Here is a 21702-nt window from a genome sequence, read left to right as displayed (position 1 = left end):
ACTTGACCCAGGTCAACGCAGCGGGTATTCGACGGTTTCATGGACGCCTCTGTCGCCATGCGCAAGGCGGGCGCCCCGCGCGCTGGGATCGCGGAGCGGATCTGGGACGCGGCGCGCGCCGAGTTCTCGAAGCGCGGCTACCACGGCGCGCGGGTCCAGGGGATCGCGCGCGGCGCCGCCTGCAACGTGGCGCTCATCTACCGGCACTGGGCGTCCAAGCGGGCCCTCTACCTCGACATCCTGCGCGCCGTGTGGCTCGGCTCCGCGAACGAGATCGCGCGGCTCGTGCAGTCGGGGCCCGGCGGGGCGGCGGTGGTGGTCGCCGCGTACCTGGACGCCATGATGAAGGACCCGATGGGCGCCCAGATCCTGATCCGCGAGTACCTCGACGGCGCACCCTTCCTGTCGCAGCTGACCCAGACCGACCCGGCGCTCCTCGAGCCGGTGCGCCGCGCGGCCGCCGCGCTGGCGGCCGGGGACGCCTCCGATCTCGACCCGGTCCTCACCGTCGTCACCGTGGGAGGGCTCGCCGCGCTCGTCGCCTCCTCCCGCGAGGCGGCGCGCCCGTTCGTGCAGGAGCCGATCGCGCCGGAGGCGTGGCGCCAGCACGTGCTGGAGCTCCTCGTGAACGGCCTCCGGCCCGCGCGCCCTGCCTCCGTCCCCGGGACGCCGGGCGGCACGCCGAGCAACGGCGCAGCCGTGTGATCATCGTGAGCCCTGCGCGCTTCCCCCGCGAGGCCGCGAGGGCGTAGTCTTGCCCGCCATGCGGACGGACGTGGTGGTGGTGGGCGCCGGCATCCAGGGCGCCTCGGTCGCGCTGCGGCTCGCGCAGGCGGGGCGCGACGTGGTGGTGCTCGAGCGCTCGATCCCGGGCGCCGAGGCGTCGAGCGCGGCGGGCGGCATCCTCTCTCCTGGCGTCGAGGCGATCGAGCCCGGCCCGTTCTACGCGCTCTGCCGCGCCTCGCTCGCGCGCTACCCGGAGTTCGTGCGCGAGGTCGAGGCGCGCTCCGGGATCGCGGTGGGCTACCGCGCGCTCGGCACGCTGGAGGTCGCGCTCGACGACGATCACGCGCGGCTCCTCGCGGGCAGGGCCGAGAAGCTGGAGCGCAGCGGCCTGCCCGTGGAGGTGCTCGACGAGGCCGCCGTCCGCGCCCTCGAGCCGGGCGTCTCCTCAGAGGCGCGCGGCGCCCTCTACTTCGCCGACGAGGCGTCGCTCGATCCGCGCCTGCTCGCGCGCGCGGTGTACGTCGCCGCGGCGCGCGCCGGCGCGCGGTTCGTGACGGGGGACGTGCGCCGCATCCGCACGGAGGGCGGCCGCGCCGCGGGCGTCGACCACGCGGCAGGGCGGATCGACGCCGGGGCGGTGGTGCTCGCCGCGGGGAGCTGGAGCCTCCTCGTGGAGGGAAACGGCCTCCCGCCGGGCGCGGTGCGCCCGGTGCGCGGTCAGATCGCCGTCGTGGACACTCGGCCGCCGCTCCTCTCCCGCGTGGTCTTCTCGGGCAACGGCTACGTGGTGCCCCGACCCGACGGCCGGATCCTGTGCGGCTCCACCATGGAGGACGTGGGCTGGGAGAAGGCGGTCACCGCGGGCGGGCTCCGCCACGTCCTCGGCGTCGCTGTCGAGATCGCGCCCGCGCTCGCCCAGGCGCCGGTCGTGGAGACCTGGTCGAACTTCCGGCCCGCGAGCCCGGACGGCGAACCCATCCTCGGCGAGGGGACGGTCCCCGGCCTGTTCTACGCCACCGGCCACACCCGCAACGGGATCCTCCTCGCGCCCGTCACCGCGGACGCGATCGCCGCCGCCGTCACCGGCGCCGCCGCGCCGCTCGACCTCGCGCCCTTCTCGCCCGCGCGGCTCGGCGCGATCCTCGGGCGGCGCTGAGCCAGCCGCGAGGCGCGTGGCGCGCACCGGGCGTGCGTAGCTTCTCGTGGGATGGAGGCCCCCGCCGACCTGCACGAGCTGAGGGAGCGGCTGCTCGCCCGGCTCGCGCGCGGGCAGCTCGTGCTGCTCGTCGGCGCCGGCGCGTCGCGCTGGGCAGGCCTCCCCTCCTGGCGCGAGATCGTCTGCGCGCTCGCCGAGGATCTCCTCCCCGCGCTGCGCGAGCAGGTACCGGACGCGCGCGCCCGGTTCACCCCGCCCGCGCCCGACGAGCCGGTGTCGCTCGACGCCCTGCTCCGCCTGCCGGAGGCCTACCGTTTCCTGCGCGGCGAGGCGCGGCTCGTCGAGAGGCTCCGCGTCCTGTTCGACACGAGCCGCATCGACCCCGCGCAGCTCCCGCTGCACCACCGGCTCGTCCGCCTCGCGCCCTTCGTCCCGGCCATCTACACGACCAACTTCGACGACCTCCTCGAGCGCACGTTCGCGTGGGCCGGCCGGCCCTGCCAGGTGGTCGCGGCCGCGGAGGACCTGCGGCGCTGGCAGTTCGACGAGGTGGACGGGCGGCAGGTGCCGCGCTTCCCGATCTACAAGCTGCACGGCACGCTCGAGCGGCCCGGCTCGCTCGTCATCGGGGAGTCCGACTTCCTCCGCCGCTCGGATCTCGCCGCGAACCCCATCGACCTGCGCTTCTCGTCGGACGTGATGGGGCGCGAGATCCTGCTCGTCGGCTACGGGTTCAACGACCCCAACCTGCGCTGGATCTGGACGAAGCTGCGCGACCTGCGGGTCCCGCCGGTGGGTTGGTTCCTCGAGCTCGGCGCCTCGTCCGACCTCGAGCGGGCGACGGTCGCGATGGACCGCATCGGGCGGGTGGACCTGCACGCGTCGGATCCGGTGCATCCGCCGGAGCTCCTCGCCTTCCTGGAGGACCTGGCGTCGTGGTGCGAGCGGGAGCTCGGGCCGCGCGAGGAGCCGCGCCCCGCCTCCCCCCCGACCGCCGCCGCGCGTCCGAGGCCGGTCCCGTGAGCTCCGGGTGGCGCTGGCGCCCACACGCGCCCGCTCGCCCGCCCCGCCGTGTAGCGCCTGCCGGGGAACCGTGGCAAGCTGCCGCCAATGCACCGGCCGCTTCGCCGCGCGGTGTGGCTCGTCCTCCTTGCGGCGTGCACCCGCCCCCCTGCGCCCACCGCACCGTCGGCGCCCAACCCGACCGCGCCCGCGGCGCGCGCGAGCAGCGCGCCGACCGCCGCGGTACGGCCGCAGGGGGCCCCCGCCCCCTCGATCGTCTCTCCGGCCGGCGCCCGGGCCGCGCCGCCTTGCCTCCCCGCCGAGCCCTCGGCCTCCCCCGGCGTGCTGGCGGAGGAGTCCGCCGCGGCGCTCGAGCGTGGGTCGTCCGAGCGGGCGCTCGCCTGCGCCGACGAGGCGCTGCAGCGCGCGCCGCGCCACGTGGGAGCGCTCACCGCGCGCGGCGAGGCGCTCGCGGCCGCCGGCCGGGTGGACGAGGCGCGCCTCGCGTTCGCGCGGGCGCTCGCCATCGAGCCGGACGAGCCCCGCGCGCTGCTCGGCGCGGCCGAGCTCCACGTCCGCCGCCTCGCGAGCTCACCGGAGGCCATCGAGGCGGGGCTCGAGTACGCCCTCCGCGGCGCGCGCGCCGCCAATCTGCGGAAGGACCGCGAGCTCGCCGGGCGGCTCGAGCTCGTCGCCGGGATGGCCGAGAACGACCTCGGCCGCAGCCACCTCGCCCTCGGCCACCTCGATCGCTCCGTCCAGGCCCTGCCCGGCGACGCCGACGCCGTGTACGAGCGCGGCGTGGCGCTCTACGAGCTCTGCCGGTTCGACGAGGCGCAGCGGGCCTTCGAGCGCGCCCTCGCGCTCGCCCCCGACGATCCCTGGACGATCCACCAGCTCGGGCTGCTCGCGGAGCGCCGCGGCGACGAGCGGCGCGCGGCGTCGCTCCTCGGCCGCGCGCGCTCGCTCGCGCCGGACGACTTCAAGGTGGAGCTGCCCGTGGACATGGGCGGCTTCCGCGACGAGGTGGAGGCCGCCGTCGCCTCGCTCCCCGCCGAGGAGCGCAGCGCGCTCGGGTCGGTGCCCATCGAGATCCAGGACCTGCCCGACCTCGAGGACCTGCTCGCCGTGCACCCGCCGCTCTCGCCCTCGATCCTGGGGCTCTTCCGCGGCCCGTCCGAGGACGAGCCCTGCACGCACGCGGACGGGCCGCGCTGCCGCACCATCGTGTTCTACCGGAAGAACCTGCTCCGCTTCGCCCGCGACCGGCGCGAGCTCACCGAGCAGGTCCGCGTCACGCTCCTGCACGAGCTCGGGCACCTGCACGGCGAGAGCGACGACGACCTGCGCGCGCGCGGCCTGGAGTAGCCGCCCGGTCTCAGCGCCGCCTGCGGCGGCCCCGCTCGTCCTCGCGCACGTGCACCGCGCCGACCTCGGGCGGCTCGGGCGGCTCCGGCTCCGGCAGGTTCGACAGGTCGTCCTCCGACCCCGGGAAGTTGCCGCCGGAGTCGAGCCCGAGGGGCGTCGGCGCGGCACCGCCGACGTTCTCGATCGGCACGACCTTCTCGTCCGCCTCGGCCATGCGCTCCCGATGCGTCCGATCGCTCGGCTGAACGGTCGGCTCCGGGGGATCGGGTTCGTCGTCGAATCGCGGGCCCATGCCCACAAGCTAAGGTTGGGCCGCGGCGCAATGAAGGGCGGACCCGCGCCGGCTCACGGCGCGGCGAGCGAGCGGTAGAGCGCCTCGTACGCCTGCGCGCTCCGGTCCCAGCTGAAGTCGAGCGCCATCCCGCGCAGCATCATCGCCCGCCAGGCGCGGCGATCGCGGTGGGCCTCGAGCGCGCGCCGCACGGCGAGCAGCATCGCCTGCGGGTGATAGTCGCGGAACTTGAAGCCGGTGCCGCGGCTCCAGCCGTCGAAGTCCTCGACGGTGTCCTCCAGCCCGCCCACCGCGCGCACCACCGGGATCGTGCCGTAGCGCAGCGAGTACATCTGGTTCAGCCCGCACGGCTCGAACCGGCTGGGCATGAGGAACAGGTCGGCGCCCGCCTCCATCCGGTGGGCGAGCCCCTCGTCGAAGCCGATGCGCGCCGCCATCCGGTCGGGCCGCTCGCGCGCGGCGCGCCGGAAGGCCTCCTCGAGCTCGGGCCGGCCGGTGCCGAGCAGCACGAGCTGGAGGTCGCGCGCGAGGAGCTCGCCGAGCGCCGCCACCACGAGATCGAGGCCCTTCTGCTCGGCGAGGCGCCCGATCATCGCCACGAGCGGCACGTCGGGCCGCTCCGGCAGGCCGAGCTCGCGCTGCAGGGCCGACTTGCAGGCCGCCTTGCCCGAGAGGTCGGCCGCGGAGTAGCGCGCGGGGAGGTGCCGGTCGGTGGCGGGGTCCCACTCCTCGACGTCGATGCCGTTCAGGATGCCGTGCAGGTCCCGCGCGCGGTGGCGGAGCAGGGCGTCGAGCCCCACGCCGCCCTGGGGGGTGGCGATCTCGCGCGCGTAGGTCGGGGACACGGTGGTGAGCGCGTCGGCGAAGACGAGCCCCGCCTTGAGGAAGTTCAGCTGGTCGTGGAACTCCATCGCCTCGTAGCGGAACACGTCCCAGGGCAGCCCGAGCGCGGGCACGACGTGCTTCGAGAACACGCCCTGGTAGGCGAGGTTGTGGATGGTGAACACCGTCCGTGCGCCGGCGAGGGCGGCGTCCCGGGCGTGCTCGCGCCGGAGCAGGAACGGGACGAGGCCGGTCTGCCAGTCGTTCAGGTGGACGATGTGCGGCCGGAGCCCGAGCGCGCCCGGCAGGGCGAGCGCGGCCCGCGCCAGGTACGCGAAGCGCTCGGCGTTGTCGCCGTAGTCGTGGGCCTCGCCGTAGAGGCCGCGGCGCGAGCCGAAGAAGTGCTCGTGCTCCACGAAGTACACCGGGGCGCGGTCGCGGCTCACCCACAGGGTGGTCGGCTCGCCCCGCACGTCGAGCGCGCGGTGCAGCGGGCGCAGCCGGTGCGCGTGCGGGTCGATCGTCCCGTAGCGCGGCGTCACCACCGAGACGGCGTGGCCGCGCGCGGCGAGGGCCCGCGGGAGCGCCCCCGCGACGTCCCCGAGCCCGCCGGTCTTCGACCAGGGCGCCACCTCGGACGCCACGAACAGGATCTCCATCGCGTGTCTCGGCTCCGGCCGTTCTTCCGTGCGCGCTCCGCCGCGGGCGGACGCTCAGCCCTCGACGCCGCGGAGGAACTCCGCGGCCTCCTCGGGCGGGACGGGGTTGATGTGGAAGCCGGAGCCCCACTCGAACCCCGCCACCTGGGTGAGCGCCGGCATCACCTCGATGTGCCAGTGGTACGAGGGGGAGGCGGCGTCGCGCAGCGGGTTCGAGTGGACGATGAAGTTGAAGGCGGGATCGCCGAGCGCGGCCGCGAGCCGCCGCAGCGTCGTCCCGAGCGCCTGCGCGCAGAGCGAGAGCCGCTCCTTCGGCTCGGCCTCGAAGTTCGACTCGTGCCGCTTGGGCACGATCCAGGTCTCGAAGGGGCTGCGCGGCGCCCACGGCGCGAACACCACGAACTCCTCGTTCTCGTGCACCAGCCGGGCGCGCTCCTTCCGCTCCTGGCCGACGATGTCGCAGAAGATGCAGCGCTCCTTGTGCTCGTAGTGGCGCTTCGCGCCCTCGATCTCCTCGACCACCTGGCGCGGCACGACCGGCAGCGCGATGAGCTGCGAGTGCGCGTGGTCGAGCGAGGCGCCGGCGAGCTGGCCCTGGTTCTTGAAGAGCAGGATGTAGCGGAAGCGCAGGTCGTTGCGGAGGTCCAGGATCCGCGCCTTGAACGAGAAGAGGACCTCGGTGAGCTCCGGGACCGAGAGGTCCTTCATCTGCCGCTCGTGGTTCGGCGTCTCGACGAGCACCTCGTGCGCGCCGATCCCGTTCATCCGGTCGTAGATGCCCTCGGCCTCGCGGTCCAGGTCGCCCTCGATCTTGAGGGCCGGGAAGCGGTTCGGGACGACGCGCACGCTCCAGCCCGGGCCGTTCGCGGGCGCCGAAGGGGGCCGGCCCGCCACGTACACCTCGCGCGGCGTCTTGTCCTCCTGGCCCGGGCAGAAGGGGCACAGCCCCGCCTTGGCGGGCTCGGCGGGACGCACCAGATCGGACGGCCGCCGGGCGCGCTCGGTCGCGATGATCACCCAGCGCCCTACGATGGGATCCCTGCGCAGGTCCGGCATCGCGTCACCTCTCCTCGCCCGCGGGGCGCACGGTCACGCCGATGGCCGCCGCGAACGCCATCAGCGCCGCGCCGCCCAGGTACGGGAACGCGATCGACCACTGCCCGAAGGTCCACGTCCCCGCCTCTGGACCGAGGATGCGGCCGAAGGCGGCGGCGGACTCGCCGATCCCGAGGGTGCCGCCCTGGTCCTCCGCGCGGGCGAACCGCGAGAGGAGGGCCGAGAGCGTGGGCTGGGTGAGGCCCGCGCCGACGGCCAGCGGGGCGGTCGCGACGAGCAGCCCCGGAACCGTCCCCGCGAACGGGAGCGCCGCGAGCGCCAGCGCCTGCAGCACGAGCCCGGTGACGAGCAGCCGCTTCTCGCCGAAGCGCCGCGACAGCCGCCCGATGAGTCCCCCTTGCACCAGCACGAGCAGCACGCCGATGTAGGCGAACACGTAGGAGACGGCGGACTCGGCGAGCCCGTAGCGCTGCTTCGCCAGGAACGCGTAGGTCGCCTCCATCGCGCTGAAGGCCAGGATCGTGACGAAGTAGATGCCGATGATGCGGCGGATGCCGGGCCGGCCGAGCTCCTCGCGCATCGCGGCGAACCGCCGCCGCCGGTCCACCGAGTAGCGGTGCTCCGGCTCGGGGAGGATGGCCCAGGCGGCGATCCCGTTTGCGGCCGCGAGGCCGGCCGCGGCGAAGCCCGGGAGCGACAGGGAATACTGGGAGAGAACTCCGCCGAGCGCCGGCCCGAGCACGAAGCCGAGGCCGAACGCCGCGCCGATGATGCCCATCCCCCGCGCGCGCCCCTCGGGAGGGGTGACGTCGGCCACGAACGCCCGCGCGATGGCGATGTTGGCGGTGGCGGCGCCGGCGAACAGGCGGGAGACGAGCAGCATCGCGAACGTGCCCGCCAGCCCGTACAGGGCGAAGGCCACCGCGGTCATGGCGATGGACACGAGCAGCACCGGGCGGCGCCCGACCCGGTCGGAGAGGCGGCCCCAGATCGGCGCGAACACGAACTGCATCGCCGAGTACCCCGCGGAGAGGAGCCCGGTCCAGGCCTCCGACGCGCCGAGCCGCTCGGCGTAGAGCGGCATCACGGGGATGACCATCCCGAAGCCGAGCAGATCGATGAAGACGATGACGAAGAGGATCGCGAGCGCGGACCGGTTCTTCACGGGTCCGGGAGGATAACCCGGGGCGGGCGGCCGCGCAGCCCCGTGCTCCTCAGCCCGCGACGCGGTCCCGCCCCGCCCGCTTCGCCTCGTAGAGCCTCGCGTCGGCGCGGGCGAGGAGCGTCGCCCCGTCCTCCCCCGGCCCGAGCGCCGCGCAGCCGGCGGAGAGGGTCACCCGAAGGCGCAGCTCGCCGGCGGCGATGGGCGCGCCCGCGACGCGGGCGCGGATCCGCTCCGCCGCCTCCGCCGCCGCCTCGAGGGTCGCGCCGGGCAGCAACGCCGCGAGCTCCTCGCCTCCCACCCGCGCGAGGAGATCGCTCGCGCGGAGCCCCTGCGCCGCGCGCGCGGCCACCTCGACGAGCACCGCGTCACCCGCGGCGTGCCCGTACCCGTCGTTCACGCGCTTGAAGTGATCCACGTCGAGGGCGATGGCCGCGAGCGGCCCGCCCTCGCGGGCGGCCCGCGCCACCTCCCGCGCGAGGGCCTCCTCGAACGCCCGCCGGTTCGCGAGGCCGGTGAGCGGATCGCGCCGCGCCAGCGCCGCGAGCGCCTCCAGCTCGCGCGCGGCCTCGTCCCCGGCGGCGAGGTAGCGCGCCACGAAGGGACCGACGCGGATGCGGTCGCCGCTCGCGAGCCGGCGCGCCGTCACCGCCTCGCCGTTCACGAAGGTCCCGTTGGTCGAGCCGAGATCCTCGACGACGTGGCCGCCGTCCGCCGGCGCGATCCGCGCGTGCCGCCGCGACACGTCGTCGGCGGGCAGGCGGAGCGCGCAGCCCGCCTCGCGTCCGAGCACCGCCTCGCGGTCCAGCGGGAGGCTCACCCCGAGCAGCTCGGCGCCCTCGACGAACACGAGGCGGGCCGAGCCCGCGGCCGACGCGCCGGGCGAGGGAGGCCGGATGCGCGTCGGGTCGCCGGTCATGCCGCGCTACACCTTCCAGTGGACGCGCTCGAAGTCGGCGTCCGGGACGGTGAACCTCACGAACCCGTGGCGGGGGAGCCGCTCGACCTCGACCTCGCCGCGCACCGCGTGGACGCCGAGGGCGACCTCGCCGCCGGGGACGAGTCCGAGCGCGGCGAACGGGAGGCGCGCCTCCAGCACCTTCCCGAAGGCCGCCTCGCCGAGCTCGGCTGCGGCCGCGCGCCCAGGGCGGACCGCGCCGTCCGGCACGACGGCGAGCTCCACGGTCGCCTGCCGCTCGCCCGCCAGGATGACGACGCGGACGTGGCTCACCACCTCGGCGCTGCGCGCCGGCGACTCGGCCGGATCGAGCCGCAGGTAGAGCGCGTCGAGGCCGAAGCCGAAGTGGAGCTCGCGGAAGGCCTGCGCGCCCCCGAACATCGAGCCGCGGTGCTGGCCCGGCCGGTGGACCCCCGCGCCCGCCCACTCGAAGAAGGTGGTCTCGCGGCCGTCGATGCGCGGGGCGAGCAGCGCCGTGGGCTCGCGCGCCGCGCGCGCCTCGGCGCCGGGGGCCACGCGCTTGATGGGCTCGAGCACCTCCGCCGGCGGGGTCGCGCCGATGAGGAGGCACGCCCGCACCACGTGCCCGCGGAACAGCCCGTCGAACTCGGCGCCCAGGTCGGTCGAGAAGTCGTCGCCGTACCACCAGAACCAGTCCGACGCCTCGGCGGCGTGGAGGTGCCGGCGCGCCTGCTCCAGCCGGCCCGCGTCCACGCTCCCCTGGCGCTCCGCCTCCGCCAGCGCCGCGCGCGCGCGGCCGAGCGCGGTCCAGGCGTGGCGGTCCTCGGCGTGCCCGATCCAGACGCGGTAGGAGGCCTCGATCCAGGAGCCGGAGTGGATGCGCGTGACGATGCCGCTCTCGGCGTCCGCGGTCGCCTCCGAGAGGGTGACCGTCTCGATCGCGTCGCTCACGGCGAGCCCGCCGTAGAGCCGGTCCAGGAACTCCCGGCCGCTCTCGGGGTAGTGCTCCCAGGCGTTCTCCCCGTCCAAGAAGACGCCCACCGTGGGCCGGCCCGGGAGCCGCTCCGCCTCCCACGCCCGCGCGATCGCGCCGACGTTCGCGACGAAGTCGCCCGCCGCCTCCTGCGCCGGCACGCCCGCGTAGGTGAAGCCGATGGCGTCCGACAGCGCGCGATCGCGAAAGAGCATGGTGAGCTCGCGCCCCTCGCCCGCGGCGATGCGCCAGGGCCGGTAGACCGAGGCGAGCCGCGGCGCGGTCGGCGGGAGCGAGTGGAGCAGCACGCCCTCGTCGCTCGCGGCCCAGCGGACCCCCTCGCGCGCGAGCACCTCCACCGCCTCGGGCGAGACCGATCCCTCGGCCGGCCACATCCCGGCGGGCCGATGGCCGAACCGGCGCTCGTGGCTCGCGAGCGCCTCCCGCACGTGCCAGCGGGCGTCCTCCGGGTGCGCGAAGCGTGGCGGGAGCGGGAGGTGCGGCAAGGCCCTGCGCGCCGCGTCGCTGTCGCAGAGGAGCGGCAGGATCGGGTGGTAGTAGGGCGTCGTGGAGAGCTCGACCTGGCCGCGCTCCGCGAGCCGCGTCCAGCGCGGGACGACGCCGGCGAGGATCCGCCGCTGGGCCTCGAGCAGGTAGGCGACGTCGGCCCGGTCGAAGTCGCGCCCCTTCTCCCGCAGCGCCCGCAGCCCCTCGTCGTCCGCGAGCGCGCCGAAGCCCATCCAGGCGAGGTTGAAGTGCACCTGCAGATCGGTGAGGTCCGCGTCGGAGAACCCGGCGGCGAGCCGCCGGGGATCACGGTCGCCCAGGTCCTGGCCGCGCTTGTGGAGGAGCTCCCAGTAGCGCGGGACCGGGCGCACGTTGCGGCCCCAGTCCACCATGAAGAAGCCCCGCACCACCGCGCTGCGCTCGTCGTGCCCGAGCTCGCTCGCGGGGCGCGCGCTGAGCTCGAGGAAGCGGTCGCGCGCGCGGCCGGCGACGTAGTCCTCGAGCTGCTCGAGCAGGATCGGTGTGAAGTTGACGGTGCAGCGGAGCGCGGGGTGGCGCTCCAGCATCCACGCCATGTCGTTGTACGCGCGGGTGGCGTGCAACCGGACCCAGGGGAGCAGGTACTCGCCCGTGTCCGCGTCGCGGTAGGGCGGCTGGTGCATGTGCCACAGGAGCGCGAGCCGTGCCTTCTGCATCGAGCAGAACCGTAACGGCGGAGCGGGCCCCTCGCCTAGCGACGCGAGCGCACGCCGCGGGCGTCCGTGGTGCCCTCGCCGAGCGCGGGCGCGGGGGGCGCCCCCGAGGCGGTGGAGAGCGGCCCGCCCTCGCCGCGGATCTTCCACTCCTCCCACAGGTTCAGGACGAGCGAGACGTCGCGCAGCGGCACCGTCTCGTCGAGGTGCGGGAACTCCGCGATGAACGCCTCGTAGAAGCTGGTGTAGCGCGCGGGGGTGAAGTAGCGGAGCAGCGTCTCCCGGCCGTGCGCGTCGACGTCGAGGAACTCGATCCCCATGCCCGTGGGGTGAGCGCGGTCGCCGTGCGGCACGACGTGGGCGATGCGCGAGCGGATGGCGAGCGGGCCGTCGGGGAGCGCGAGCTCCACGTACAGCTCGAGGCCGGCGCGCAGCAGGAAGCTCGAGGTGACGAACAGGCCCCCGAGGCCGAGGTTCTGCGAGGTGCAGAACGCCTCGAAGCGGAGCCCGACCTCCCCCGGGATGAAGAGACGGCAGGGGAGCTCGATGTCGATCCGCTCGTAGCGACGGGGGACGCTCATGGGACGAGGACGATAGCACCCCGCCGGGCGACCGAGCGAACGCCTGCCTGCTCGCTCGACGGCGGCGATGTGCGTCCGCGGGCGCGCTGCGGCCACCCCGCGCCCGCCTCGCGGAGGCGCGAGTCTCCCTCGCCCGGCCCTACCCCCAGAGCTTGCCCGCGCCCCTCGCCTTCAGCTCTCCCATCTCGCGCGCGAGGCGCCCCAGCCGATCGGTCTTGTCTGCCACCTCGCGCTGCAGCCGCGCGATCTTCTGGTCGCGCTCCGCGAGCTGCGCGGCGAGCGCGTCGCGCTCGACGGAGGCGGCCCGCAGCGCGTCCGCGGCGCCCTCGGCGGCTCCCTCGGGAGCGGTGGCCCGCGCGGCCACCGCCGCGGCCTCGGCGTCGGCGGCGCGCCGGAGCGCCTCGGCGAGCGCGTCGCGCAACCGGGCCGCGTCCTCCCCGGCGCCGTCCGGCGTGGCGTCCCCTCCTGCGGGCGCCGCGCGGAGCTTCTCGGCGAGCTCGTCCCGCTCCCAGCGCGCGGCCTGCAGCTCGGCCTCGAGCGACGCCGCCTCCGCGCCCGCCGCCTCGGCGCTCTCCCGCAGCCGTGCGAGCTCGGTCTCCGCGGCGCGCGCCCGCTCCTCGGCCGCGCCGCGCGCGGCGGAGAGCTCGCGCTCGCGCTCCGACGCCGCGCGCTCCGCCGCGAGCACGCGGGCCTCGGCGTCCCCCGCGAGCTCGGCCGCCCCGGCCGCGCGCGCCTCGAGCTCCTCCGCCCGCCGCTCCGCCGCCTGGGCCCGCCCCTCCGCGGCGCGGAGCGCCTCCTCCGCCTCGCGCGCCCGCGCCTCGACCCCCGCGACGACCTCCGACCGCGCCTGCGCCTCGGCCACGCGCGCCTCCGCGATGCGGAGCCGCTCCGCCTCGGCCTCGAGGCGCGCGCCCAGCTCCGCCACCTGCGCCTCGAGCAGCTCGCGCGCCGACTGCGCGGCGGCGACCGCCTCCTGCGCCCGCGCCGCGGCCTCCGCCAGCCGGGCGCCCTCCGCGTCGCGCGCGACCGTCCCCTCCTCCAGCGCCGCGAGCCGCTCGCGCACCGACGCGGCCTCCTCCCGCATCCGCTCGCGGTCGCACCGCGCGGCCTCCGCCTCCGCGGCCTGGCGCGCCCGCTCCCGCTCCGCGGCCTCGAGCGCCGTGCGCACCCGCTCCAGCTCGGCCCCCTCGGCCTCGCGCCCGGCGCGGGAGTCGCGCTCCGCCGTCCGCGCGGCGTCGCGCTCGGTCCGCGCTGCCTCGAGCTCGGTCCGGGCCGCGTCGCGCTCGGCCCGCGCTGCCTCGAGCTCGGTCCGGGCCGCGTCGCGCTCGGCGCGGCCCGCGTCGAGCTCGGCCCGGGCCGCGTCGCGCTCCGCGTCCGCCGCGTGGAGCGCGGCCTCCACCGCCTCGAGCCGCCCGGCCGCCTCCGCCCGCGCAGCGGCGAGCTCGTCGCCCGCCTCCTCCAGCTCCGCCGCGCGCGTCTCCGCGGCGATGGCGCGGGCGAGCGCGGCGTCGAGGCCGCTCTTCGCCGCCTGGGCCTCGGCGCGCGCGGCCTCCAGGCCGGCGCGCGCCTCCCGCGTCTCTCGCGCGTGCTCCGCCTCCGCCGCGCGCACGCGATCGACCGCGGCGCGCAGCTCGAGCGCGCCCTCGCGCTCCTCCTCCAGGAGCGCCTCGAGCTCGGCCGCCCGGGCCCGGGCGGCCTCGGCCGCCATCCGCGTCGGCGCGAGCGCCGCGTCGGCCGCCTCCGCCGCCGCGCGCGCGTCGTTCACCTCCGCCGCGAGCGCCGCCCGCGCGGCGTCCGACTCGGCGCGCGCGGCCCGCTCCGCGGCGCGCTCGCTCGCGGCGGCGTCCCGCTCGGCCGCCGCCTGCGCCGCCTCCCCGGCGGCGAGCGCACGCTGCGCCTCGGCCGTCGCGAGCGCCTCGCGCGCGGCGGCGACGGCGCCGGCGGCGGCCCGCGCGCCGTCCGCGAGCGGCGTCACCGGCAAGGCGACCACCGCGAGCCCCGCGAGCCCGCACGGCTCGTCGCCGCAGACGGCGACGTAGGCGGCGGTCTCCGGCGTCCCGGCGAGCGTGCCGTCCATCGCCACGTCGGGCTCGTCGTCCTCCCCCTCGCCGGCGAGCGCGAGCACCCAGCCGACCGTCGCCGACTGCGTCGCGACCTCCACGAGCGGGAACTGATCCGCGAGCGCCGCCACGAACGCCTCGTACGGCGGCGCGTCCGGGGCGGGCGGCTCGCCGGCGAGGTCGGCGAGGCCGACGCCGCCGGCCGGGAGCGCCGTCACGAGCCGGCCGCCCGGCGCGAGGAGCCGGCGGAGCGCCGCGAGGCGGGCCGGGTCCCGGGCGAGGGCCGCGCCGTCGGCGACCAGCGCGAGGTCGAACGTGCCGGGGCGGAGCGCCTCGGCCGCGGCGGCGCGGAACTGCACGAAGGGGTGGTGGCCCGCCTCGCGCGCCGCCGCCAGCTCCGGCTCGGCGTCGGCGATCGACAGCACCGCCGCCGCGCCGCGCTCCGCGAGGAAGAGCGCGGTCACCCCGTCCGTCGCCGCCGCGGCGCCCACCTCCAGCACGCGCCGGCCGGCGAGCAGCGGCTCGAGGAAGCTGTAGCGCGCGAGCAGTTCGCCCGCGCCGTTCCGCGCGTGAAAGGGAGCCATGGCGGAGCCGATGTTACCACCGGCAGGAGCGCCGCCCTCCCGGCCGCCCGCGGCGCGCCGGCGAGCGGGTGGCAGAGGAGCGGAGGTGTGCGCACCCGATCCTGGTCCTCGTGGTCCGCCGTGACGCCGTCGCCCGGCGCCGTCGTCGGGTCGACTCCGACCTCCGACTCCGGACGCGGCGTCGCGGCTCGCCGCTCACCGCTCCCCGGCCGCCCCGGTCTCGGGCGCCGCCGGCGCCGGCGCCGGCGGGGCGGGCTCCGCGGGCGTCGCCCCCTGCGGCGCCGGCTGGCTCTCCTGCGCCGGCTGGGGGGGGCCCGTCCGCGGGCGCGGCGCGCCGCCGGCGCTCCTCAGCGCGACGGCGGCGGCGTCGAGCGCCGGCTCGACGTCGTGCAGGAGCGCGCGGGCGTCGTTCGCGTGCGCCGAGCGGGAGGCGGCCGTGTGGCGGAGCTTCTCGGCGGCCTGGCGCAGCTCGCCCACCGCGCGATCGAGGAGCCGCTGCGCCTCGTAGAAGCCAGACTCGGCGCGCAGGGCGGAGAGGTCCTCGCGCTGCGCCGCCGAGAGCCCGGCGAGCCGCTCGGCGCGGGAGAGATAGCCGAGCCCGCGCTCGAGCCGCGCCGGGTCGCCGCTCGCGATCTCGTCGCGCGCCCACCCGGAGACGATCTCGTAGATCCCCTGATCGAGGAGGCTGCGCTCCTCGAAGCCGCGCGCCTCGGGCAGCGGCTTGCCGGGCGGCGCGACGATGGGCTCGTAGGCCTGCGCGAGCACCGGATCGGCGGTCTTGAAGGTCTGCCGCCCGATCGGCGCGAGCACGCCGCGCATCACCACCAGCCGTCCCTCGTCCGGCACGAGGTACCAGGTGCGCGCGTTCCGCTCCGAGACGAGCCAAACCACGACGCCGAGCAAGGCCAGGATCGCGAGCCACGCGACCGCGGCCCTCGCCCCGCCACCGCGCCTCGGCGCCCGCGTCGTGTCGTCCGCCACGAGATCCTCCGCTAAACGAGACTGCCCGATTCGGAAAGAGCGCGGCGAGGCCGCGCCCGGGCCCCGCGCAGCAGGGGTGGGGCCCCCGTCGGATCATGGCCAAACCATGGCGCGATTCGAGACAGCGACGCTGAGCTCGAATCGCGAACCATGGTCTAGCTCCGCGGCACGCCGATGAACGGCAGGTTGCGCATCTTGCCGTCCCAGTCGAGCCCGTAGCCGACCACGAACTCGTCGCCGATCTCGAACCCGCGGTAGTGGATGGGGACCTTCACGACCGCCCGGGACGGCTTCTCGAGCAGCGCGCAGACCTGGAGGCTGGCGGGCCTGCGCGTCGCCAGGTTGTCGAGGAGGTACCGCATGGAGAGGCCGGTGTCGACGATGTCCTCGACGAGGAGCACGTCCTTCCCCTCGATGGGCCGGGTGAGATCGCTCGTGATCTGCACGACCCCCGTCGAGCGGGTGCCCTGGTACGAGGAGATGCCGATGAAGTCGATGGAGATGGGCAGGTCGATGGCCCGCACCAGATCGGCGAGGAAGATGAAGCAGCCCTTCAGCACGCCGATCACGACGAGCGAGCGGCCCGCGTGATCGCGCGTGATCTCGGCCCCGAGCGCCTTCACCCGCGCCTGGAGGTCCGCCTCGGAGATGAGGACCTCGACCTTGCTCGCGCCGCTAGACATAGGCGTTGTTCAGGATCTCCCCGAAGCCGCCGCCGCCGGGGACGATGTACTGGTGATCGTCGAGCCCGCGCTCCTCGTCCCAGCGCGTGCCGGGGACGGTGGCGAGCACCTCCGGCGGGGAGAGGCCGCGGTCCACCCGGATCGCGTAGACCACGACGTCGGGGTGCGCCGCGGTCATGGTCCGCAGGTACTCGGGCGTGACGATGAGGTGGATGTTCACGATCCGCCTGGGCTTGCCGGGGACCTTCGTCTTGTAGGTCTCGATCGCGGTCGCGAGCGAGCTGCCCGTCGCGCCCATGGGATCGGGGAAGAGCAGGAACGCCTCGTCCACGTCGCCGCCGATCTTCATCCCGCCGATGCCGGCGCCGACCACCTCCTCGTTCATGCCGAGCATGCGGCTCATGATGATGTGGTCCTGCCGCACGAGCGAGGGCTCCAGCGTCTCGTTGAGGAGGTCGTACGCCACCTGCGAGGGGAGCGCTCCGGCCCGGGCGATGTTCACCGTCACCGCGCGGACCGCGCGGTCGATGACCTCTCCCTCGAAGATGCCCTGGGGGGAGCTGTCGATCATGCGCGTCGGGACCGAGACCCTCCGTCGCGGGAACTCCACGTTCAGGACGGTGCGGATCAGGTCCTCGTAGAGGATGCGCACGAGGCGGGTGATCTCGGGCTGGCGCGTCTCCTTCGCGCAGAGCGTCGCGAGGTGCCCGAGGAGGAACGGGTTCGCGACGATGTGCACGGTGGGGCCGTAGCGGTGCTCGATCTCGGAGAGGCGGAACGGGACGCTGTCGTAGCTGCGGTCTCGCACGGGCGGGGAGCATAATGCTTGTTCCCCCGGATGCCTCGGCCTAAATGAGCGGCCATGGCCGACCCCGCCCCGTCCCCCCGGAGCGCCGCGTGGGAGACGCTCGCGGCCGTCATGAGCGACGTGCGGGCGCTCGGAGGCGCCGTCTCCCTCCTTCAGTGGGATCAGGAGACCTTCATGCCGGCGCGGGGCGCCGCCGCGCGCGGCGACCAGCTCGCCGTGGTGCAGGCGGCGCTGCACGAGCGGCTCACCTCGCGCGCGGTCGCCGAGGCGCTGGATCGGGCGGAGCGCGACGCGGACGGCGACCCGGATCGCGCCGCGGCGCTGCGGGCGCTGCGCTTCGACCACGAGCGCGCCGCGCGCGTGCCGCAGGAGCTGGTCCGCGCGCTGGCGCAGGCGCAGGCCGAGGGGATCGACGCCTGGAAGGCGGCGCGCGCGGAGCGCAGCTTCGCGCGCTTCGCGCCGAGCCTGGAGCGGCTCCTCGCGCTCCGCCGCGAGCAGGCCGACGCCTTGCTGCCCATGCTGGAGCGGCGAGCGCAGGCGCAGCCGGAGGAGGCTGCGCCGGAGCGAGCGGGGGGTCCGGGGGGGCGCGGCCTCTCGCGCCCCCCCGGCAAGATTGAACCTTACGACGCGCTGCTCGAGGGCTACGAGCCGGGGATGCGCGTCGCTCGGCTCGCGCCCATCCTGCAGCGGCTCGCGGGCTGGCTCGCCCCGGTCGTCGCGGCCATCGACGCGGCGCCCGCGCCGGAGGACGGCTTCCTCGCGGGCCGCTTCGACGCCGAGGCCCAGTGGAGCTTCACGCTCGAGCTCCTGCAGGCGCTCGGCTTCGATCCCGCCGCCGGGCGGCAGGACCGCTCGGTGCACCCCTTCACGCTGGGCCTCGACCCCGGCGACGTGCGCATCACCACCCGCATCCACGAGGACCAGCCGCTCTCGGCGATCTTCTCCACCCTCCACGAGGCGGGGCACGGCCTCTACGAGCAGCACCTCCCCGCCCAGGACCGGCGCTCGCTCCTGTGCGCCGCGCCGTCGATGGGGCTGCACGAGTCGCAGTCGCGCCTGTGGGAGAACCTGGTCGGCCGCTCGCTCCCGTTCTGGCGCGCCTTCCTGCCGCGGCTCGCCGCGCGCTTCCCTCGCCTCGCCGGAGTGGCGCCCGAGGACTTCCACCGCGCCGCGAACCGCGTCCGGCGCTCGCTCGTGCGCGTCGAGGCCGACGAGGTCACCTACAACCTCCACATCGCGCTGAGGTTCGAGCTCGAGCTCGGCCTGCTGCGCGGCGCGCTCGCGGTCCGCGAGCTGCCCGAGGCCTGGGCCGCGCGGAGCGAGGCGCTCCTCGGGGTCCGCCCGCGCCACGACGTGGAGGGCGTGCTGCAGGACATCCACTGGGCCTGGGGCGACCTCGGCTACTTCCCGACCTACACCATCGGCAACCTGTACGCCGCGACGCTGTACGCCGCGGCGGCGCGGTCGCTGCCCGGCCTCGACGAGGCCCTCGCCCGAGGAGAGCTCGCGCCCCTGCGGGTGTGGCTCGCCGAGCGGGTCTACCGGGTGGGGCGCCGCAAGGACGCCGAGGAGATCGTTCGCGACGCGACGGGCGAAGGGCTCACCGACCGCGACTTCGAGCGCTACGTGAAGACCAAGTACGGCGCGCTGTACGGCCTCTCGCTCGCGGGCTGAACGCCGACCGCGAGACGGCCCGGAGGACACGAGCCCCCGGGCCGCCAGCGACGGTGCAGCGCGCGCGAGGTCTCTCCCGCGCGCCGAGGCTAGTTCGCCACCGGCTGTCCCGCCGCCTCGGGAGCGGCCGCGGCGGGCGCGCCGTCCGCCGGAGCCGGAGCCGGAGCCGCGGGCGTGGCCGGCGCGGCGACGGCGGCGCCCACCTCGAGCGCGGACTCCTCGACGTAGCCGGTGCGGCCCGCCTCGGTGCGGACCCGGCGATAGCCGCGCACCGCTCGATCCGAGGCGGTGACGGACGCGCCGGCCGGGAGCCGCTCCACGACGTGCGCGAGCTTGTCGGGGCCGGTCCTGAGCGCGACCTCCTGCTTCACGGTCGCGGAGAGCTGCGCCTGCGGCGCCTCGGAGAGCCGCGTCACCGGCTCGGGGCCGAACGCGGAGGCGCAGCCGCTGGCGGCGACGGCGAGGGCGGCGAGGCAGGGGACCGAGAGGCGAGCGAAGAGGCGGGACATGGACGTGTTTCCTCCTTGGAAGGGCGCGGAGTGTGAGAGCGAGGCCTGGCGCCCGCAACGCATCAGAGGAGCGGGAGCGACGTTCGTGACGCGGCCCGGGCGGACGCGCGCGGACCGCCGCGCCGCGCTCGCGCGGGCGTGGTAGGAGCGTCCCGTGCGCCTCCAGACGATCGCCCCGGCCAAGGTGAACCTCGTGCTGCGCGTCGGCCCGCCGCGCAGGGACGGCTATCACGGCATCCGCTCGCTGATGGTCCCCCTCGACCTCGGCGATCGCGTGGACGTGTCGGTGGGCGAGCGCGCCGGCCCCGTCACCTGCCGGGTCCCGGGGAGGCCGGAGCTCGACGGCGCCGACAACCTCGCCGCGCGCGCCGCCGAGCGCTTCCGCGCGCGCTTCGGCGTCGAGCGGACGATCGGCATCCGGATCGCGAAGCGCATCCCGGTGACCGCGGGGCTCGGCGGCGGGTCCTCCGACGCCGCGGCGGTGCTGCGCTGCCTCGCTCGCGCGTTCGGGATCCGCGACCGCGCCGCGCTCGCCGCGATCGCCCTCGAGGTCGGCTCCGACGTGCCCTTCTTCCTCGGCCCGGGGCCGGCGTGGGCCGAGGGCCGGGGCGAGAGGCTCACGCCCGCCGACGTGCCCCCGCAGCACCTCGTCCTCGTCTACCCCGACGATCCGGCGCTCGCGATCCGGGCCGGCGAGGCCTACCGCTGGCTCGACGCGTCGCGGCAGGGCCGCAGGCCGCGTCTGCCGCCGCGCTTCGCGCGCTTCGAGCCATCCCGCGCGGGGAACGATCTCCAGCCGCCCTGCCTGCTGGAGCGGCCGCCCCTGGCGACGCTCTTGGGGCTGCTTGTGGGTCGAGGCGCGACGGCCGCTATAATGTCGGGAAGTGGGCCCACCGTGTTCGGCACGTTTCACAGCCGGAACGCGGCTGCGCGGGCGGCGCGGACGATCGCGGAGGAGGTCGTCGATCGGAAGGTGATGGTCCTCGCCGCGACGACGGTGCGACGGCATCCGGGGGTTACGCCATGGAGATCACCGAGGTCCGCGTCTTCCCCGTCAACGAAGAGAAGCTGAAGGCCTACGTCACCATCACCCTCGACGACTGCTTCGTCGTCCGCGACCTCAAGGTCATCCACGGGAACACCGGCCTCTTCATCGCGATGCCGGCGAAGCGCCGCAAGGACGGGACGTTCAAGGACATCGCGCACCCGCTCAACACCGAGACGCGCGAGCGGATGGAGCGGACGATCCTCGCCGAGTACGACCGGGAGCTGCGCAAGGGAGCGGCGCCCCGCCCGACCGGCACCCACGACGACTGATCGCCGCCTGCGCGCCGCGCGCGGTTGCCGGTTGGGTCTGTCGGGCGGTTCCGGTATATGTGGCGCCGCCGGTGGCCTCGGCACCCCCGGGCCGCCCTCTCCTCCTCGCGGGACCACGCCGGAGCGCTCGATGGAATTTCACGGAATTCGGCCCGATTACCGGGTCTTCTCTGGCAACTCGAACCGGAAGCTCGCCGAGGCGATGTGCAAGGAGCTCGGCCGGCCGCTCGCGCACGCGACGGTGGGGCGGTTCTCGGACGGCGAGATCCAGGTCGAGATCGGCGAGAACGTCCGCGGCCTCGACACCTACGTCGTGCAGTCCACCTCGCCCGACGCGAACACCAACCTGATGGAGCTCCTCATCATGATCGACGCGCTGAAGCGCGCGTCGGCGGGCTCCATCACGGCGGTGCTCCCCTACTACGGCTACGCCCGCCAGGACCGGAAGAGCGCGCCGCGCGTGCCCATCACCGCGAAGCTCATCGCCGACCTCATCGAGGCCGCCGGCGCGACCCGCGTCGTCTCGATGGACATGCACGCCGGGCAGATCCAGGGCTTCTTCAACGTCCCCTTCGACCACCTCTACGCCGCGCCCGTGCTGCTCGAGCACATGCGCAAGCGCTTCGACGGCGACGCGCAGAACGTCGTCATCGTCTCGCCCGACGCGGGCGGCGTGGAGCGCGCCCGCGCCTACTCGAAGCGGCTCGGCTCGACCCTCGGCATCGTGGACAAGCGGCGCACGAAGCCGAACGTCGCGGAGATCATGAACGTCATCGGCGAGGTGCAGGGGAAGATCGCCGTGCTCCTCGACGACATGATCGACACCGCCGGCACGCTCACCCAGGCCGCCAACGCGCTCATGGACAAGGGCGCGGTGAAGGTCTACGCGTACGCCACGCACGCGGTGCTGTCCGGCCCCGCCGTCGAGCGGATCGTGAAGAGCCCCATCGAGGAGGTGGTGGTGACCGACACGATCGCGCTCGGGCCCGCGGCGGAGGCCTGCCGCAAGATCCGCTCGCTCACGATCGCCGGCCTGCTCGCCGAGGCCGTCCGCCGCATCCACTCCGCGGACTCCCTCTCGAGCCTGTTCGTTTAGACGGGGGCTGCGCCCCCGCCTGCTTCCGCGCGGAACCCTTGACTACCCGGGGGGTTTCGGGTAATCACCCGCGCT

Annotated in this window: 20 protein-coding genes; 8 read left to right on the top strand and 12 right to left on the bottom strand. The window is 75.7% G+C overall.

Going from position 1 to position 21702, the window contains the following annotated elements:
- Positions 1 to 39: 39 nt before the first annotated feature.
- The 4 genes from ANAE109_RS00740 to ANAE109_RS00725 all read left to right on the top strand — a co-directional run bounded on the left by ANAE109_RS00740 (position 40) and on the right by ANAE109_RS00725 (position 4252).
- On the top strand, positions 40 to 705 hold the full coding sequence (locus ANAE109_RS00740; protein ID WP_011984468.1) for a TetR/AcrR family transcriptional regulator: 666 nt from the start codon (positions 40 to 42) through the stop codon (positions 703 to 705).
- Between the two features lie 58 nt (positions 706 to 763).
- The gene (gene thiO / locus ANAE109_RS00735; protein WP_041448023.1) at positions 764 to 1882 is read left to right on the top strand and encodes a glycine oxidase ThiO; all 1119 of its coding nucleotides are present in this window, start codon (positions 764 to 766) and stop codon (positions 1880 to 1882) included.
- Between the two features lie 51 nt (positions 1883 to 1933).
- The gene (locus ANAE109_RS00730; RefSeq protein ID WP_011984466.1) at positions 1934 to 2905 is read left to right on the top strand and encodes an SIR2 family protein; all 972 of its coding nucleotides are present in this window, start codon (positions 1934 to 1936) and stop codon (positions 2903 to 2905) included.
- Positions 2906 to 2992: 87 nt separating this feature from the next.
- Positions 2993 to 4252, top strand: a complete 1260-nt coding sequence (locus ANAE109_RS00725) for a metallopeptidase family protein (RefSeq protein WP_011984465.1) — start codon at positions 2993 to 2995, stop codon at positions 4250 to 4252.
- 10 nt (positions 4253 to 4262) lie between these two features.
- Here ANAE109_RS00725 and ANAE109_RS00720 read toward each other — a convergent pair whose 3' ends face one another.
- The 11 genes from ANAE109_RS00720 to ANAE109_RS00670 all read right to left on the bottom strand — a co-directional run bounded on the left by ANAE109_RS00720 (position 4263) and on the right by ANAE109_RS00670 (position 17031).
- The gene (locus ANAE109_RS00720) at positions 4263 to 4544 is read right to left on the bottom strand and encodes a hypothetical protein (RefSeq protein ID WP_011984464.1); all 282 of its coding nucleotides are present in this window, start codon (positions 4542 to 4544) and stop codon (positions 4263 to 4265) included.
- Positions 4545 to 4597: 53 nt separating this feature from the next.
- Entirely contained in the window at positions 4598 to 6025 is a 1428-nt protein-coding gene (gene glgA / locus ANAE109_RS00715; RefSeq protein WP_011984463.1) for a glycogen synthase GlgA, read from the bottom strand.
- A gap of 54 nt (positions 6026 to 6079) precedes the next feature.
- Positions 6080 to 7081: a DUF4931 domain-containing protein gene (locus tag ANAE109_RS00710; protein ID WP_011984462.1), complete on the bottom strand. Its 1002-nt coding sequence runs from the start codon at positions 7079 to 7081 to the stop codon at positions 6080 to 6082.
- A 4-nt stretch (positions 7082 to 7085) separates the two neighbouring features.
- Positions 7086 to 8246, bottom strand: coding sequence for a tetracycline resistance MFS efflux pump (locus ANAE109_RS00705; RefSeq protein ID WP_011984461.1), 1161 nt, complete (start codon positions 8244 to 8246; stop codon positions 7086 to 7088).
- A 49-nt stretch (positions 8247 to 8295) separates the two neighbouring features.
- Positions 8296 to 9162: a GGDEF domain-containing protein gene (locus tag ANAE109_RS00700; protein ID WP_011984460.1), complete on the bottom strand. Its 867-nt coding sequence runs from the start codon at positions 9160 to 9162 to the stop codon at positions 8296 to 8298.
- Between the two features lie 6 nt (positions 9163 to 9168).
- The gene (locus tag ANAE109_RS00695; RefSeq protein ID WP_011984459.1) at positions 9169 to 11337 is read right to left on the bottom strand and encodes a glycoside hydrolase family 57 protein; all 2169 of its coding nucleotides are present in this window, start codon (positions 11335 to 11337) and stop codon (positions 9169 to 9171) included.
- A 35-nt stretch (positions 11338 to 11372) separates the two neighbouring features.
- Complete coding sequence (locus tag ANAE109_RS00690; protein ID WP_011984458.1) at positions 11373 to 11915, bottom strand: PilZ domain-containing protein; 543 nt, start codon at positions 11913 to 11915, stop codon at positions 11373 to 11375.
- Between the two features lie 139 nt (positions 11916 to 12054).
- Entirely contained in the window at positions 12055 to 14559 is a 2505-nt protein-coding gene (locus ANAE109_RS00685) for a methyltransferase domain-containing protein (protein ID WP_011984457.1), read from the bottom strand.
- Positions 14560 to 14754: 195 nt separating this feature from the next.
- Entirely contained in the window at positions 14755 to 15540 is a 786-nt protein-coding gene (locus tag ANAE109_RS00680) for a hypothetical protein (protein WP_011984456.1), read from the bottom strand.
- Positions 15541 to 15695: 155 nt separating this feature from the next.
- Complete coding sequence (gene hpt / locus ANAE109_RS00675; protein WP_011984455.1) at positions 15696 to 16223, bottom strand: hypoxanthine phosphoribosyltransferase; 528 nt, start codon at positions 16221 to 16223, stop codon at positions 15696 to 15698.
- Complete coding sequence (locus tag ANAE109_RS00670; RefSeq protein ID WP_041448022.1) at positions 16216 to 17031, bottom strand: uracil phosphoribosyltransferase; 816 nt, start codon at positions 17029 to 17031, stop codon at positions 16216 to 16218. The genes hpt and ANAE109_RS00670 overlap by 8 nt, the downstream gene beginning before the upstream one ends.
- A 54-nt stretch (positions 17032 to 17085) precedes the next feature.
- Here ANAE109_RS00670 and ANAE109_RS00665 point away from each other — a divergent pair, with 54 nt between their 5' ends.
- Entirely contained in the window at positions 17086 to 18705 is a 1620-nt protein-coding gene (locus ANAE109_RS00665; RefSeq protein WP_011984453.1) for a carboxypeptidase M32, read from the top strand.
- A gap of 89 nt (positions 18706 to 18794) precedes the next feature.
- Here the strand turns inward: ANAE109_RS00665 and ANAE109_RS00660 are convergent, their stop codons facing one another.
- Positions 18795 to 19214 carry an SH3 domain-containing protein gene (locus tag ANAE109_RS00660; protein ID WP_011984452.1) on the bottom strand — a complete coding sequence of 140 codons (420 nt, stop codon included), beginning with the start codon at positions 19212 to 19214 and terminating at the stop codon, positions 18795 to 18797.
- A 154-nt stretch (positions 19215 to 19368) separates the two neighbouring features.
- Here ANAE109_RS00660 and ispE point away from each other — a divergent pair, with 154 nt between their 5' ends.
- From ispE to ANAE109_RS00645, 3 genes are all read left to right on the top strand, one after another.
- Positions 19369 to 20286, top strand: a complete 918-nt coding sequence (ispE, locus tag ANAE109_RS00655; protein WP_011984451.1) for a 4-(cytidine 5'-diphospho)-2-C-methyl-D-erythritol kinase — start codon at positions 19369 to 19371, stop codon at positions 20284 to 20286.
- Entirely contained in the window at positions 20238 to 20531 is a 294-nt protein-coding gene (gene spoVG, locus ANAE109_RS00650; RefSeq protein ID WP_011984450.1) for a septation regulator SpoVG, read from the top strand. Before ispE ends, spoVG begins: the two co-directional genes overlap by 49 nt.
- Positions 20532 to 20661: 130 nt before the next feature.
- The gene (locus ANAE109_RS00645; RefSeq protein WP_011984449.1) at positions 20662 to 21627 is read left to right on the top strand and encodes a ribose-phosphate pyrophosphokinase; all 966 of its coding nucleotides are present in this window, start codon (positions 20662 to 20664) and stop codon (positions 21625 to 21627) included.
- Positions 21628 to 21702 lie beyond the last annotated feature (75 nt).

The organism is Anaeromyxobacter sp. Fw109-5, from assembly GCF_000017505.1.
Taxonomy (GTDB): Bacteria; Myxococcota; Myxococcia; order Myxococcales; family Anaeromyxobacteraceae; genus Anaeromyxobacter.
This window is presented reverse-complemented; position numbering and strand designations above follow the sequence as displayed.

What these genes read in the sequence shown, in the direction of transcription:
- ANAE109_RS00720 (WP_011984464.1), bottom strand. Translation starts at nt 4,544, where the DNA reads ATGGGCCCGCGATTCGACGACGAACCCGATCCCCCGGAGCCGACCGTT.
- ANAE109_RS00740 (WP_011984468.1), top strand. Translation starts at nt 40, where the DNA reads ATGGACGCCTCTGTCGCCATGCGCAAGGCGGGCGCCCCGCGCGCTGGG.
- glgA (WP_011984463.1), bottom strand. Translation starts at nt 6,025, where the DNA reads ATGGAGATCCTGTTCGTGGCGTCCGAGGTGGCGCCCTGGTCGAAGACC.
- hpt (WP_011984455.1), bottom strand. Translation starts at nt 16,223, where the DNA reads ATGTCTAGCGGCGCGAGCAAGGTCGAGGTCCTCATCTCCGAGGCGGAC.
- ANAE109_RS00710 (WP_011984462.1), bottom strand. Translation starts at nt 7,081, where the DNA reads ATGCCGGACCTGCGCAGGGATCCCATCGTAGGGCGCTGGGTGATCATC.
- ANAE109_RS00730 (WP_011984466.1), top strand. Translation starts at nt 1,934, where the DNA reads ATGGAGGCCCCCGCCGACCTGCACGAGCTGAGGGAGCGGCTGCTCGCC.
- ANAE109_RS00685 (WP_011984457.1), bottom strand. Translation starts at nt 14,559, where the DNA reads ATGGCTCCCTTTCACGCGCGGAACGGCGCGGGCGAACTGCTCGCGCGC.
- ANAE109_RS00660 (WP_011984452.1), bottom strand. Translation starts at nt 19,214, where the DNA reads ATGTCCCGCCTCTTCGCTCGCCTCTCGGTCCCCTGCCTCGCCGCCCTC.
- ANAE109_RS00695 (WP_011984459.1), bottom strand. Translation starts at nt 11,337, where the DNA reads ATGCAGAAGGCACGGCTCGCGCTCCTGTGGCACATGCACCAGCCGCCC.
- ANAE109_RS00700 (WP_011984460.1), bottom strand. Translation starts at nt 9,162, where the DNA reads ATGACCGGCGACCCGACGCGCATCCGGCCTCCCTCGCCCGGCGCGTCG.
- spoVG (WP_011984450.1), top strand. Translation starts at nt 20,238, where the DNA reads ATGGAGATCACCGAGGTCCGCGTCTTCCCCGTCAACGAAGAGAAGCTG.
- thiO (WP_041448023.1), top strand. Translation starts at nt 764, where the DNA reads ATGCGGACGGACGTGGTGGTGGTGGGCGCCGGCATCCAGGGCGCCTCG.
- ANAE109_RS00645 (WP_011984449.1), top strand. Translation starts at nt 20,662, where the DNA reads ATGGAATTTCACGGAATTCGGCCCGATTACCGGGTCTTCTCTGGCAAC.
- ANAE109_RS00690 (WP_011984458.1), bottom strand. Translation starts at nt 11,915, where the DNA reads ATGAGCGTCCCCCGTCGCTACGAGCGGATCGACATCGAGCTCCCCTGC.
- ANAE109_RS00725 (WP_011984465.1), top strand. Translation starts at nt 2,993, where the DNA reads ATGCACCGGCCGCTTCGCCGCGCGGTGTGGCTCGTCCTCCTTGCGGCG.
- ANAE109_RS00665 (WP_011984453.1), top strand. Translation starts at nt 17,086, where the DNA reads ATGGCCGACCCCGCCCCGTCCCCCCGGAGCGCCGCGTGGGAGACGCTC.